Origin of the sequence: Agrobacterium rubi TR3 = NBRC 13261, assembly GCF_000739935.1 — a bacterium.
GTDB classification, from domain to species: Bacteria; Pseudomonadota; Alphaproteobacteria; order Rhizobiales; family Rhizobiaceae; genus Agrobacterium; species Agrobacterium rubi.
In genome coordinates this window covers 185,368-199,925 of record NZ_BBJU01000024.1, presented here as the reverse complement: position 1 = coordinate 199,925, position 14,558 = coordinate 185,368, and the positions used below count along the sequence as shown (strand labels likewise).

The window sequence follows — 14,558 nt, the reverse complement described above, 5'->3', positions numbered from 1 at the left end:
TATTGTGATGAAGACCAAGTCAATCATTCGCCTCGCACTGTCAGTGGCGATCTCCGTCGCCGCGACTGTCGCCTCCGCCCAGGAGGTTCTTCGCGTTGGCGACCAGCGCGGCAACGCGCGCGCTGTCATGGACGCTTCCGGCGTGCTTAAGGACGTCCCCTATCAAGTCGAGTGGAGCGAATTCGCCAACGCCGCCCCTCTGCTCGAAGCTCTCGCTGCCGGAGCTCTTGACGCTGGTTCGGTCGGCGACGCGCCACTGACCTTTGCCGCTGCGCGTGGTGTCAAGGCAAAGGCCATCTTCGCCACAAAGTACGAAGGAAACGCCATCATCGTAAAGAACGACGCACCTTATCAGGGCATCAAGGATCTCGTCGGCAAGAAGGTCGCTTTCGTGAAGGGTTCGGCGGGCCACGCCCTTATCCTTCAGTCGCTCAAAGAGGCTGGTCTCAAGGAAGACGCCATCACGCCGGTCTTCCTGCCGCCTGCGGAGGCGACGCTCGCCTTGACGAACGGATCGGTCGATGCCGTCTCGCTCTGGGAACCCTACATCTCCTTCACGACGCTCAAGTCCGGGGCTCGCATCATCGTCGATGGCAAGAACTACCCCAGCCTTTCCTATTTCATCGCCTCCGAGGCTGCTATCGAAGGCAAGCGCGATATCCTCAAGGACTTCGTCGCCCGCAGCGCCAAGGCTCGCGCCTGGGGGCTCGAGCATCCGCGGGAATACTCGAAGATTATCGCCCAGCTCGTCAAAATTCCCGATGACGTGGCGCTCGGCAAGCAGACCCGCGAAAGGCACGCTCCCCAGCTGATCAACGCAGACGTCGAGAAGCTCCAGCAAAGCACGATCGATCTCTATTATGGAGCCGGGATCATCGACAAGAAGCTGAACGCCAGCGACCTGTTGGACGACTCCTTCTCTCCCAAGCAGACGGACTGACGAACGCAGAGGCTGACGATGATGACGACCAGCGCGAAGACTCCAATCACAGCAGGACGGTATCTGGCCCAGGCATTTGCTCCGTGGGCGTTTCCTGTAATCGTCGTCATTCTCTGGCAGATCGCCTCATCGGGAGGACTGCTCTCCCAAGGCATTCTACCCTCGCCGCTCGCCGTCCTGGAGGCCGCCTGGTCTCTGGCGGCAAGCGGCGAGCTTGTGCAGCATATGGCAGCCAGTTTTTGGCGAGCGGCCGTCGGCTTCGGTATAGGTGCGGCTCTGGGGCTGTTCTTCGGTTTTGTGAACGGCCTTTGGCGAACCGGGGAAACGCTCTTCGACAGCTCGCTTCAGATGCTCCGCAACATTCCATCGCTCGCCATGGTGCCGCTCGTCATCATGTGGTTCGGAATCGGCGAGGAAGCCAAGATTTTCCTCGTAGCGTTCGCCACCATGTTTCCGATCTACCTCAACACCTTCCACGGCATCAAATCAGTCGATCAGGGTCTGATCGAGATGGGGCGGAACTACGGACTGACACGAACCGGTCTTCTACGTGACATCATACTGCCTGGAGCCATGTCGTCTATTCTCGTTGGTGTGCGGTACGCGCTCGGGGTGGCCTGGATCGTGCTGATCGTCGCCGAGACGATCGCAGCGAGTTCGGGTATCGGCCTTCTCGCTACGAACGCGCGCGAATTCCTTCAGGCCGATGTCGTGGTGCTCTCGATCATCCTGTACGCGCTTCTCGGCAAGCTGACAGACTGGCTGGCGCGGCTCGCGGAGAACCGTTGGCTACGCTGGCATCCATCCTATCAGAAGTAAGAGAGGTCTCTGGTGACTTTAGTCTCCTTGAAATCGACGCGGCCGAACGTGGCAAAAGAGGTTTCGTTAAGCAACACCTCCGCGGGCGGAGCCGCGCTGGACATCCTCGGCCTGTGGAAGGGCTTTGACGGGACGGAGGTTCTCAAGGGCCTTTCGCTCAACGTACCCGCCGGTCAGTTTCTTTCGATTGTCGGCCGCTCGGGCTGTGGGAAGTCCACTCTACTGCGGCTGATCGCGGACCTCGAAACTATCGATGGCGGGACAATCCAGATCGACGGAAATCCCCTGTCCGAAATCTCCGGTGAGGTGCGGATGATGTTCCAGGACGCGCGCCTCTTGCCCTGGAGAACCGTTCTCCAAAACATCGGGATCGGCCTGCCCAATCCATGGCAGAACCGCGCACGCAAGGCGCTTGCCGAGGTTGGTCTTTCCGAACACGCTGACAAATGGCCGTCCCAATTATCAGGTGGACAGAGGCAGCGCGTTGCCCTTGCCCGTGCCCTTATACACCGGCCGCGTCTCCTGCTGCTTGACGAACCGCTCGGCGCACTGGATGCACTGACGAGACTTGAAATGCAGAACCTCATCGAAAGCATCCGTGCGCGCCACGGATTCACTGTCCTTCTCGTCACACACGACGTCGAGGAGGCCATTGCTCTTGGCGATCGCGTCATCTTGATGGAGAAAGGCGAGATCGTTCTCGAGCTGGATATCGAGCTTGCGCATCCTCGTGTGCGCAGTTCGCAGGCGTTCACGTCAATTGAGGAGAAGGTTCTTTCCAGGGTACTGAACTCCAGAAATGCACCAAGCGGAGACGATTGCAAATGAACCTCGACGACATCGAAGCTTTCATCGCCGTGGTCGGAGCCAGGTCGCTCAGCCAAGCGGCGGCTATTCTTTCGTTGACCCAGTCGGCGATCTCGAAGCGCATCCAGAACCTCGAGAAGGACCTCGGTGTTACCCTGCTCGACAGAAGCGTCAAGCCACCCGTTCCAACCACCGTAGGTCTCGGCGTCCACGAGCAGTGCCTCAATATCCTCAAGGAAGTCGACAAGCTCCGCTTGACGTTGAGTGCCCGCTCGAACCTGACGGGTGGTGCGCGCTTGGGACTGACCCAGGCGGTCTGCGATGTGATTCTTGCCGACATAGTCCATCTGCAACGGGAGCGATGGCCGGAACTGTCTATACGTGCCACCACAGGCTGGGCGAACCAGATTGTTGAAAAGCTCGTCGACGGCCAGATCGATGCTGCGATCGTATTGATGCCCACACGGAAAATCTTTCCGCACAAAGTGACCGCCGTTTCGCTGGCGCAGGTCGAGATGGCGATCGTGGGGCCGCTCGGATCGGGCGGAGACCGTGCCCAACGCCTTGGCACCCTTCACAAATCCGGGTGGATTCTGAACCCCGACGGATGCGGTTTCCGGGCGGAACTGCAGCGGGCGCATGCGGCGCTCAATCTTCCGTTCAAAGTCAATCTCGACACCTTTGCTCGAGAGACGCAGTTGGAGATGGTTGCCGCAGGTCTCGGACTTGGACTCGTTCCCGTGCCCCTTCTGGAGATGAGCCCCCACCGTACCAAACTGGAGATCATCACGGTCAGCGACTTTTCGTTGCGCGCAGAACTCTGGCTCTGTCACGCGCCGACTCTCGGTGCTCTCGAACCACCCATCAGCGCTTTTGGAGCGAGAGCCGCAACGCTGTTTCAGGGGGCGGCAGCTCCGAGCAGGCTGGTCGACTTTGAAGCTGCCAACCAGACCATCACCTCGTGAATAGCTCACGAGATCGATAGCAGGAGAAAATATGTCAGCCCCGACAACGAAGCACAGCCTCAGGTACGACGAAGTGCGGCAGCATCTTCTGGCCCGCTCGGAAATCCTTCTCGCCGACGTCCGCGAAGAAGATCCTTTCGCGCAAGGGCATCCCCTCTGGGCAGCCAACTTTCCCATTGCCCGGCTTGAACTGGATGCATGGCGCAGGATCCCACAACGCGATACGCTGATCGTTCTGTATGGTCACGATGGCATACGAGACCTCGCTCCCATCGCCGTCGAGAAACTGAAATCGCTCGGCTACACGAATGTCCATATCCTCGAAGGGGGATTGGAAGCGTGGAAGGCCGACGGCGGCGAACTGTTCATTGACGTCAACGTGCCGAGCAAGTCATTCGGTGAACTGGTCGAAGCGAAAAGGCACACGCCGCTCTGGGACGCGACCAAGGTAAAGGCGCTTCTAGATGAAGGAGCCAACGCGGTCGTTTTCGATGCACGCCGTTTTGACGAATATCAAACGATGAGCATTCCAAAGGGTATCAACGTTCCCGGTGGTGAACTCGTCCTGCGCGCACGGGACCTTGCTCCCGATCCCGAGACCCTTGTGATCGTCAACTGTGCTGGCCGCACACGCAGCATCATCGGAACGCAGTCTCTCATCAATGCCGGGATACCGAACAAGGTCGTCGGTCTTCGCAACGGAACAATTGGATGGACTTTGGCAGGTCAGACACTGGAACATGGAGCGAGCAGGAGCTTCGCTGACGTCGAAGCCAGGGACCGCTCGGAGGCGCAAAAATCCGCTGCAGCCGTCGCCGCGCGCGCGGGTGTTCGGAGCATTGCTCTGTCGGACATCGGCAGCCTTCAAACCCCGGACCGAACGACTTATCTGATCGACGTCCGCACCGAACCAGAATACCTCGAAGGCCACCTGCCGGGCTTCATGCACGTGCCAGGCGGACAGCTTGTACAGGAGACTGATCACTACGCGCCTGTCCGTGGTGCGCGTATCGTACTAAGCGACGACGAGACAACGCGTGCCAATATGGCAGCGTCGTGGCTCGCGCAGATGGGTTGGGAAGTCTATGTCGTAGAACAGGCTCCGAGTGATGCCATCAGCGAACAAGGATCCTTCAAGAGCATATCGCCCGAAGTCGAGCCGACCCCGACGATCTGCGTCCGCGATCTTTCTTCCGCGATCTCCAATCCGAATTCCGATATCGTCGTGCTCGATTTCACGACCAGCGCGAACTACCTAAAGGGGCACATCCCGGGTGCGTGGTTCGCGCTACGCTCCCAGCTCCCGGAAGCGATCAAGCGCGCGCCTCCCGCAAAAACCTACGTCGTCACATGCGGCACAAGCGCGCTCGCCATTTATGCCGCCGTCGACCTTAAGAAACTGGTCGATGTTCCAGTCCTCGTTTTTGAGGGCGGCAACGCTGCCTGGAAGGCTGCCGGTCGAATCCTGGAAACCGATGAGTCCCACCTCGCATCACCCCGCATCGATCGCTATCGTCGGCCCTACGAAGGCACGGACGCCCCCGTGGAGGCTATGCAGGCCTATCTCGACTGGGAATACGGACTGGTCGCGCAGCTCGATCGCGACGGCACGCACTTCTTCAACGTCATCTGAGCAGGACCGCACCATGAGCGACGACCATCACCACGACCACCATCACTCGGACCATTGGAAGCACAACGGGATCCGTGTCATCAAGGGCGACCAGCTCGATTCCAACACGGCCCAGACGCCTGGCATGTTCCGGCAGGCAGCCGTCAATCATGCCCGCGTCGGCGCACAGAAAATCTGGGCAGGCACCGTCGCAATCGAGCCGAACGCCAAGACCGGGGTCCACCACCACGGTGCGCTCGAAAGCGTTATTTTCGTGATCCGTGGCAAGGCCCGTATGCGCTGGGGGGATCATTTGGAATATGTCGCGGAGGCGGGACCAGGCGACTTCATCTTCGTGCCGCCTTACGTACCGCACCAGGAAATCAATGCCGATCCTGACAACGTGCTCGAGTGCGTCCTGGTGCGATCGGACAACGAGGCAGTCGTCGTCAACATCACGGATGTCGATCCTGTAGAGAAGCCGGAAGAGGTTTATTGGGTTGATCCAATACACCGCCATCCGGATTGACAGAGAGAAACCGGCCCACCATGGGCTGCTCGCATGCCGGACCTCGTCCAGCGACGCTTCGGTGTTGACGGCCGTGAACAAGTCGACAGGGAAGGTTTCCTTGGCCGTAAACCGGCCGGCGATGATCAAAAGCGGACCGCCGATTGCTCCATCGGGCAGTCCGCCCCCATGTTGGACTGCGGCGCGTTGACTCTCCGTTCAATTTTTCCAGATGCGTCGCGATCATTCTAACTCTACGAGACTCCGGCTGCGGGCGACGGTTGGTGTCAGAAATTCGTTTGATTTTGTTGGATACCGTCCATCCGGCAAACCGACTCGGCGAACTGCTGCCGTGGAACTAGGGGCTCAATTATCGCGCCGCGGCCGACGTCCGGCGGGCGGAGCGAAGCATTGCCGTCGTCGCCTCGACGCCTTGATATAACGCAACCCGATCTTCAGCCAGACCTGATACAAGCCAGGAAGAACATAGCCATAGAGGGCATAGTTATGATTGACCATATGGGCATCAGCCCCCCGGACATCGAAAGCGCACGGCAATTTTACGATGCTGCACTCAAGCCGCTCGGCATTACGACCGTGATGGAAGTGAAGCCCGGACAGACCGGCGGCTATCACGGCATAGGCTATGGAACTGGTCGAAAGCCTTTCTTCTGGCTGTCCAGCGACAGCCGCCATGCCGTCCCGGATGGTCCGCGCGGGACGGGCATCCACATCGCGTTCGAAGCCGAAAGTAGAGCAACGGTCGATGCCTTTTACGCGGCGGTGATGGCGCAAGGCGGCCGTGACAATGGTGCGCCCGGCATCAGGCCCCACTATCATCCAGCCTATTATGCGGCGTTCGTGATCGATCCGGACGGGGTCAACGTCGAGGCCGTGTGTCAGAAGTCGGAGTGAGGTCACGACCGGATCGAAGTCGGTACCGATCCGGTCATGCTGGTCATCCACCAGGCCAATCCAATCGGCGGAATACAGAAGATATTGGCGCTCAGTCACAACGCTACGTCCGACGTGTGAGAACCGGACGGATACGTACTGCCAGACAGCCTTTCGCGGGTGCGTTTGAGAGTCGTGGCGGCGGGTGTAAAATTTCGCTTCAGCCGCTCTTGTGCTTGCGAGGGCACCCCGTCTGCTTCAGCGATGGGTCGGCCCAGCTAAAGCAGCAGTTTGTGCTCTAGTGGGTCGCCCGATTTCGAGACGATCGAAGATCCGTATGGTTCGCGCGACGAAATGATCAACGCATCATCTGGCAAAGGCCGTGCCAGATCTTTGGCTTCGTCCCATGGCGCCTGCATCCACACCTCGGTCTCCTCTTCGGTCAGGAGAAGAACAGGCATCGCCTTCTCATGGATAGGCTTCACGAGATTGTTGGGATCAGTGGTCAAAAACCCATAGAGGTCGTCGGTCGTCGGCCCATCCTTCACCTTGCGGACGCTCTGCCATTGCGGGACATGGATGCCGGCGAAGAACATCAGCGACTTTTCCTCGTCCCGTGCAAACCAGGCGTTCGGCACGTTCCCCCCGGATTGCTGGCTGGCGGGATCGGGTTCGGCGAAGCTGGTGACCGGGACGAGGCATCGGTGCTCAACACCAAACCATCGTTTCCAGTGTGGGAAGGTGAGCTTGCGGACGTTGGTCGTGCCGCGGTCCGCCTCCATGCGGATGAGCTCTTCAAGATCGGCGGGCTTCCCTTTGGCTTTCAGTTTTTCGGCCTTGGCTTTGGCGGCCTTTTCCAAGGTGAACCGCGGCGAGGGAAGACCCCATCGCGCATGTGCCAATTGTTTCCTCCCATCAGCGGTGTTGCGGACAATCGGTCCCATCTGATCGGGGTTCATTTGATAGGCTGGCATGAGGTTGATGAGGCTCTCGGCGTCCTGAGCCCATTTTGAAACCCAGTCCTTGTCCTCCATCCGATAGAGATTACACATGCGACCCCCTCCGCTCGACCAAATACGGCTACTCTAGCGCATGTCGCTTGTTTCGCTAGTCGAGCTGGTAAACGTCGGCATTGTCTTGCCGTTCCCGCAGGCCCTTGTACGACGGATGACGGAGTTTCCCGTCCGATGTCCAGGCGCGAAACTCGATCTCGGCGATCAGGGTAGGCTGGACCCAGACAATGTCGGCAGTTCCGGAATGGGGCAGGGGCGGCTGCTTTCGCTTCCATCGCAGCGTGTCCAGTATCTTCCGCAACCGGATGATCTCGGCTCCCTTGAAGCCCGTGCCGACGCTTCCGACGTGGACGAGATCGCCATCGCGGTAGGCGGCGAGCGCTAACGAGCCGAAGCCGGCTGGGTACGATGCGGACCTCTCATAGCCGACGATGAAGAAAGCCTCGCTCTGGATGCATTTGACTTTTACCCAATCCCCGGTCCGGCCCGAACGATAGGGCTGATCGAGGCGCTTGCCGACGATGCCTTCCAGGCCGAGGCGGCAGACATGCTCAAGCAGGACAGCTGGCTCGGCATCGAATGTTTCTGATATCCGAATGGCGCTGGCTTCATTCGTTGGGCCGTTTATCGTGTCCTCGAGAAGGTGTCGGCGCGAACGGTATTCAACACCGCGCAGATCGTGCCCATCCAGATAAACAAGATCGAAAGCGTAAAGAACGGCGTGGGAGGCGCGCCTGCCAGCTTGTTTGCCGAATGCACCCAGCGATTGCTGCAGCAGCCCGAAATCCGGCCGCCCCTCATCGTCGAGCACGACGGCTTCCCCATCGATAATCATCGTCGCCGGCCCCAGCGCTCGGGCGGCCTGCTCTATGGCCGGAAACCGATGTGTCCAGTCGTGGCCGCCGCGAGTAAGGATCCGGATCCGCTGGGGCTCGATATGGACCGCAAGGCGATAGCCATCCCATTTCAGCTCCCAACTCCATTCGTTTCCGGTGGGAGGCTTAGCCTTCAATAGGGCCAGCGCCGGCTCGACGCGATCAGGTATGGGATCGAAGAGGAGCTGTGGTTGAGCTGGATTACGCTTCCTGCGCGGCTTTGAGCGGATCGGCGGCTCGGTGTCGCGAAGGAGGGGTTTTGATCTCGGAGGCCTCGTCATCCGGCCAGTTCATCAGAAAAACCTTAATAATACTGTGACTATCCCTATATTGTCCCCGCTATTCACCGATCAGGAGATAAGACTGCAGAAGCCAGCGAAATTTCTTGGTCGCAGCTATTCACCTGATTCTCATGAAGAATCTCGAACTTCTAATGTTCGGAACAATACTCGTACGTTTTTGCCGCCTTGACTCCTTTCTCATATGGGAACAAAAACAGAACATTGACATTTGCACGACATGAAGTCGCCCTGCCAACACGACCTTGAAGGGAGCCGTGAACAATGACTGCTGCCCGCGAAAGGGTAATCTGCGATCTGCGGGAGCGTATTGCATTGCTCGAAACCAGCACGGCGAAAAAAGCCGGTTGGTTGCCATTTGGCGTGCCGGAGATGGATGGGGTTCTGCCTGGCGGCGGCCTTGCTCATGGCGCGCTTCACGAATTTGCCGGTGGTGGATCGGGCACCGTCGATGGTGCGGCCGCTGCTCTTTTTGCAGCCGGCATAGCGGCACGGACGAAGGGGCCGATCGTGTGGTGTCTGACGCGACCAGATCTGTTTTTCCCCGCGCTTGCGCAGGTCGGACTGCATCACGACCGGATAATCTTCGTCGAGTCCGACAAGGAGGAAGACGTGCTCGCCAATATGGAGGAGGGGCTGTCCTTTGGTGGGCTCGGCGCCGTCGTCGGTGAACTCGTTCGCCTGCCGATGGTCAGCTCGCGCCGCCTGCAGCTGGCGGCCGAGCGCACGGGGACAATGGCATTGGCTGTGCGTCGTTGGAGGCGGCAGACAGAGGCCAATGATTTCGGGCAGCCGACGGCGTCGACCACGCGGTGGCGGGTGAGCGTGATGCCATCGGAGGATTTGCCAGTGCCGGGTGTGGGGAGGGCCCAATGGTTGCTGGAATTGATGCGCGTGAAAGCGGGTGAATGTGCTGAGTTTCTCGTGAGGGCGTGCGATGACAAGGGTTGTCTCGATCTATCTTCCGGATCTGCCGACGGATCGCATTCGTCGCGCCGATCCATCCATTCCGCCTGAACAGGCGATCGCGGTGATCGCCAGGAGCGGCTCGAAACGCTGGGTATCGGCGGCCGACGCAGCCGCCAGACAAGCCGGCGTTCATGTCGGCATGCCGGCTGCGAAAGCACAGGCGCTGTTTCGCGGCCTGATGCTGGTCGATGCGGATCCTGCTATGGATGCCGCAGCGCTCGAACGCATCACCCTCTGGGCGCTGACGCTTTATTCCCCGATCGTCGCGGTCGATGGGATCGATGGGATCGTCATGGACACAGAGGGTGCCGATCACTTGCAGGGCGGAGAGCTGCCGATGGTGACGAAGATCGCCAATCAGTTCCTAGCAAGGAAACTCACTCCCCGGGTCGCGATCGCCGACACCTGGGGTGCAGCACACGCCTGCGCCCGTGCCATCAGCCGCGAAACGGTCATAGTGCCTTCAGGTGAGACCGTCCGCGCCGTCGAGAAGCTGCCGATATCGTTGCTGCGCCTTCCCGGGAAAGTCATCAGCGATCTGCGCACGCTTGGCTTCCAGACCGTCGGCGAATTGGCCAACACGCCGCGCGCGCCGCTGACCCTTCGTTTCGGCCCCGAGATTGGCCGGCGGCTGGACCAGATGTTTGGCCGCGCCTGCGAACCGATCGATCCGATCCGCACCGCCGAGCTGATCGAGGTGAGCCGCGCCTTCGCCGAACCGATCGGTGCTGCCGAAACCATCAACAAATATGTCGGCCGGCTGGTCGTGCAACTGATCGAGGAGCTGCAAAGGCGCGGCCTTGGTGTCCGGCGCGCCGACCTGATCGTCGACAAGGTCGATGGCACACGGCAGGCGATCCGCGCTGGCACCGTGAAGCCGGTGCGCGACGTCGCCTGGCTGACGAAGCTGTTTCGCGACCGGACGGAGAAGATCGAGCCGGGCTTCGGGATCGAAAAGCTCACTCTGGTCGCGGTGATGGCTGAGCCCCTGGAGGAGCGCCAGAAATCCTCCTCGCTGGTCGAGGAGGAAGTGAAGGACGTGACGCCGCTGATCGATATCTACGGCAACCGCGGGCAGCGCGTCTATCGGGTGGCACCGGTTGCCTCCGACGTTCCAGAGCGCTCCGTCCAGCGCATCAGTCCTGCTGCCGATCCGGTCGAGGTTACCTGGGTCAGCCATTGGCGCCGGCCGGTCCGGCTGCTGGCCCGTCCGGAGCTGATCGAGGCAATCGCCTTGCTACCGGACCGCCCGCCGGTTTCGATCACCTGGCGCGGCAAGCGGCGGAAGGTCAAGCGGGCCGACGGGCCCGAGCGGATCTTTGGCGAGTGGTGGCAGCGCGACGCGGAGATGGAGGCGGTGCGGGACTATTTCGTCATCGAAGACGAGGCCGGCGAGCGCCTCTGGGTGTTTCGCTCCGGTGATGGCATCGATCCTGAAACCGGAAGTCACCGCTGGTTCGTGCACGGGATCTTCGCATGAGCTATGCCGAGCTGCAGGTCACGACCCATTTTTCGTTCTTGCGCGGTGCAAGCTCGGCGCAGGAACTGTTCGAGACCGCGAAGGCTCTCGGCATCGAAGTCCTCGGCGTTGTCGATCGCAATTCGCTTGCCGGAATCGTCCGGGCGCTTGAAGCATCGCGCGCCACCGGCTTACGCCTCGTTGTCGGTTGCCGGCTTGATCTGGCCGACGGCATGTCGGTGCTGGTCTACCCGACCGACCGGGCTGCCTATTCCCGGCTGACCCGCCTCATCACGCTCGGCAAGTCGCGCGGCGGCAAGAACAACTGTATCCTGCACTGGGACGACGTCGTCGCATACAATGACGGCATGATCGGCATTCTTGTGCCGGACCTACCGGATGACACCTGCGGGATCCAGCTGCGCAAGATGGCCGAGGTGTTTGGTGATCGCGCCTATGTGTCGCTTTGTCTGCGCCGTCGGCAGAACGACCAGTTGCGCCTGCATGAGATTTCCAATCTTGCGGCGCGGTTCAAGGTGCGGCCGGTCGTCACCAATGATGTCCTCTTCCATGAGCCGGGCCGCCGGCAGTTGCAGGACATTGTCACCTGCATCCGAACCCGCACGACGATCGACGAAGTCGGCTTCGAACGCGAGCGCCACGCCGATCGCTACCTGAAGCCGCCCGAAGAAATGCAGCGGTTGTTTCCGCGATACCGGCAAGCCCTCGCGCGAACCATGGAGATCGTCCGTCGCTGCACGTTCTCGCTCGAGGAACTCACCTACCAATATCCGGAGGAGGCGATCGTGCCGGGCAAGGATGCTCAGGCCTCACTGGAACATTATGTCTGGCAATGCGTGCCCGACCGCTATCCGGAGGGACTACCGCCCGACGTGTTGAAGGTCGTGCGGCACGAGCTCGATCTCATCCGTACCATGAAATACGCCCCGTATTTTCTGACCGTCTTTTCGATCGTGCGTTATGCTCGGTCTCAAGGCATTCTCTGCCAGGGGAGGGGCTCCGCCGCCAACAGTGCCGTCTGCTACATCCTCGGCATTACCAGCATCGATCCCTCGACCAACGACCTTCTGTTCGAGCGTTTTGTATCCCAGGAGCGCGACGAGCCGCCGGACATCGATGTCGATTTCGAGCACGAGCGGCGCGAGGAGGTGATCCAGTGGATCTATCGAACCTATACCAGAGAAAAGGCAGCGCTCTGCGCCACCGTGACGCGCTACCGGGCGCGCGGCGCGATCCGCGATGTCGGCAAGGCGCTCGGCCTGCCGGAGGACGTGATCAAGGCGCTGTCATCCGGCATGTGGTCCTGGTCGGAAGAGGTCTGCGATCGCAATGTCCGCGAGCTCAATCTCAATCCAGACGACCGGCGTCTTGTGCTGACTTTGAAGCTCGCACAGCAACTGATGGGCGCCCCGCGCCATCTCGGCCAACACCCCGGCGGTTTTGTCCTCACTCATGATCGGCTCGACGATCTCGTGCCGATCGAACCGGCGACGATGAAGGACCGCCAGATCATCGAGTGGGACAAGGACGACGTCGAAGCCCTCAAATTCATGAAGGTGGACATCCTGGCGCTTGGAATGCTGACCTGCATGGCCAAGGCCTTCGATCTGATCCGCGAGCACAAGGACCGCGATCTTAATCTCTCGAAAATCGAGCAGGAGGATTCTGCGACCTATGCGATGATCCGCAAGGCCGATACGCTCGGCACGTTCCAGATAGAAAGCCGCGCGCAGATGGCGATGCTGCCGCGGTTGAAACCCCGGACCTTCTACGACCTTGTGGTACAAGTCGCAATTGTCCGGCCCGGTCCGATCCAGGGGGACATGGTGCATCCCTATCTGCGCCGGCGAGAAGGCAAGGAGGCAGTCGAATATCCGACGCCGGAGCTGGAAGCGGTGCTCGGCAAGACGCTCGGCGTGCCGCTGTTTCAGGAGTCGGCGATGCGCGTCGCGATGGTCTGCGCCGGCTTTACCGGTGGCGAAGCCGACCAGCTGCGCAAGTCGATGGCGACTTTCAAGTTCACCGGCGGCGTCTCGCAGTTCAAGGACAAACTCGTCTCCGGCATGGTGAGGAACGGCTACGCGCCGGAATTCGCCGAAAAGACCTTCTCCCAGCTCGAAGGCTTTGGCTCCTATGGTTTTCCGGAGAGCCACGCGGCTTCGTTCGCGCTGATCGCCTATGCCTCGAGCTACATCAAATGCCATTATCCGGAAGCCTTTTGCGCGGCGCTCATCAATTCGCAGCCGATGGGTTTTTACGCGCCGGCGCAGATTGTCGGCGACGCGAGAGCCCACGGCGTCGAGGTGCGGCCGGTTTGCATCAACCGGTCGCGGTGGGACTGTACGCTGGAGCGGATCGGCAATTCCGATCGGCATGCTGTCCGGCTCGGTTTCCGGCAGGTGAAAGGACTGGCGGTCGCTGATGCGGCGCGCGTCGTCGCGGCACGCATGAACAATGCCTTTGTCTCGGTCGACGACATGTGGCGTCGAACCGGCGTGCCATCGGAGGCGCTTGTCCAGCTTGCCAAGGCCGATGCCTTTCTGCCGTCCCTGAAGCTTGCGCGCCGCGACGCGCTGTGGGCGATCAAGGCGCTGCGCGACCAACCCTTGCCACTATTTGCGGCCGCCGCCGAGCGGGAGATGGCTGCGATCGCCGAGCAGCAGGAGCCGGAGGTGGCACTTCGGCAGATGACGGACGGGCATAACGTCATCGAGGATTACAGCCATACCGGACTGACATTGCGGCAGCATCCAATCGCCTTCCTGCGCAAGGATTTATCAGTGCGCAACATCATCACCTGTGCCGAGGCGATGAATTCGCGGGACGGGCGTTGGGTTTATACCGCCGGACTTGTCCTGGTGCGGCAAAAGCCCGGATCGGCCAATGGCGTGATGTTCATCACCATTGAGGACGAGACCGGGCCGGCCAATCTCGTTGTCTGGCCGACGCTGTTTGAAAAACGCCGGCGGGTCGTGCTCGGATCCTCGATGATGGCCATCAATGGTCGGATCCAGCGGGAAGGGGAGGTCGTGCATCTTGTCGCCCAGCAGCTGTTCGACCTGTCAGGCGATCTGACCGGTCTGGCTGATCGCGATGAAGAGTTCAAGCTGCCGGCCGGCAGGGGTGATGAGTTCGCCCACGGATCGCCGGGAAGTTCGGATACGCGGGACAAGTCGAAGCCTGTTGTAGCCCCGCGCGACATTTTCACGCCCGATCTTCACATTGATACGCTGAAAATCAAAAGCCGGAACTTCCATTGATTTTCCCCATCCTGAGGCGCGGTGGCGCCCAGGGAGTTGTCAGTCCGCTCGCAGCAATTTTAAAGCAAAATAAAGCTTGAGCGCAATTTCCAGAACAAAATCGCTGTCTGCGCCCGA

The 14,558-nt window shown here is 60.3% G+C and carries 12 protein-coding genes; 10 read left to right on the top strand and 2 right to left on the bottom strand.

The genetic code is table 11. The annotated features are described in order from the left end of the window. Positions 1-7 precede the first annotated feature (7 nt). From RRU01S_RS18760 to RRU01S_RS18725, 7 genes are all read left to right on the top strand, one after another. Positions 8-940, top strand: coding sequence for an aliphatic sulfonate ABC transporter substrate-binding protein (locus tag RRU01S_RS18760; protein ID WP_045231750.1), 933 nt, complete (start codon positions 8-10; stop codon positions 938-940). An 18-nt stretch (positions 941-958) separates the two neighbouring features. Beyond that, positions 959-1,759, top strand: a complete 801-nt coding sequence (gene ssuC, locus RRU01S_RS18755) for an aliphatic sulfonate ABC transporter permease SsuC (RefSeq protein ID WP_045231749.1) — start codon at positions 959-961, stop codon at positions 1,757-1,759. Positions 1,760-1,807: 48 nt separating this feature from the next. Then, the gene (locus RRU01S_RS18750) at positions 1,808-2,587 is read left to right on the top strand and encodes an ABC transporter ATP-binding protein (protein ID WP_045231765.1); all 780 of its coding nucleotides are present in this window, start codon (positions 1,808-1,810) and stop codon (positions 2,585-2,587) included. Continuing rightward, positions 2,584-3,531 (top strand): LysR family transcriptional regulator, encoded by a 948-nt coding sequence (locus tag RRU01S_RS18745; protein ID WP_045231748.1) that lies wholly within the window; start codon positions 2,584-2,586, stop codon positions 3,529-3,531. The genes RRU01S_RS18750 and RRU01S_RS18745 overlap by 4 nt, the downstream gene beginning before the upstream one ends. 31 nt (positions 3,532-3,562) lie before the next feature. After that, entirely contained in the window at positions 3,563-5,164 is a 1,602-nt protein-coding gene (locus RRU01S_RS18740; protein WP_045231747.1) for a rhodanese-related sulfurtransferase, read from the top strand. A gap of 13 nt (positions 5,165-5,177) precedes the next feature. Then, entirely contained in the window at positions 5,178-5,672 is a 495-nt protein-coding gene (locus tag RRU01S_RS18735) for a cupin domain-containing protein (protein ID WP_012654853.1), read from the top strand. A gap of 486 nt (positions 5,673-6,158) precedes the next feature. Continuing rightward, positions 6,159-6,566 (top strand): VOC family protein, encoded by a 408-nt coding sequence (locus RRU01S_RS18725; protein WP_045231745.1) that lies wholly within the window; start codon positions 6,159-6,161, stop codon positions 6,564-6,566. Positions 6,567-6,823: 257 nt separating this feature from the next. On the opposite strand, the gene RRU01S_RS18720 is transcribed toward RRU01S_RS18725, so the two are convergent. Together RRU01S_RS18720 and ligD are read right to left on the bottom strand one after the other, a co-directional pair. Next, positions 6,824-7,597, bottom strand: coding sequence for an SOS response-associated peptidase family protein (locus RRU01S_RS18720; protein ID WP_045231744.1), 774 nt, complete (start codon positions 7,595-7,597; stop codon positions 6,824-6,826). 55 nt (positions 7,598-7,652) lie between these two features. Continuing rightward, positions 7,653-8,714 carry a non-homologous end-joining DNA ligase gene (gene ligD / locus RRU01S_RS18715; protein ID WP_045231743.1) on the bottom strand — a complete coding sequence of 354 codons (1,062 nt, stop codon included), beginning with the start codon at positions 8,712-8,714 and terminating at the stop codon, positions 7,653-7,655. Positions 8,715-8,996: 282 nt separating this feature from the next. On the opposite strand from ligD, the gene RRU01S_RS18710 reads away from it, so the two are divergent. From RRU01S_RS18710 to RRU01S_RS18700, 3 genes are read left to right on the top strand one after another with little or no spacing between them, the layout of a single operon-like run. Further along, positions 8,997-9,749 carry an ImuA family protein gene (locus tag RRU01S_RS18710; protein WP_045231742.1) on the top strand — a complete coding sequence of 251 codons (753 nt, stop codon included), beginning with the start codon at positions 8,997-8,999 and terminating at the stop codon, positions 9,747-9,749. Beyond that, positions 9,670-11,181 (top strand): Y-family DNA polymerase, encoded by a 1,512-nt coding sequence (locus tag RRU01S_RS18705; RefSeq protein ID WP_045231741.1) that lies wholly within the window; start codon positions 9,670-9,672, stop codon positions 11,179-11,181. Before RRU01S_RS18710 ends, RRU01S_RS18705 begins: the two co-directional genes overlap by 80 nt. Further along, positions 11,178-14,441, top strand: a complete 3,264-nt coding sequence (locus tag RRU01S_RS18700) for an error-prone DNA polymerase (RefSeq protein ID WP_012654873.1) — start codon at positions 11,178-11,180, stop codon at positions 14,439-14,441. Before RRU01S_RS18705 ends, RRU01S_RS18700 begins: the two co-directional genes overlap by 4 nt. Positions 14,442-14,558: the final 117 nt, after the last annotated feature.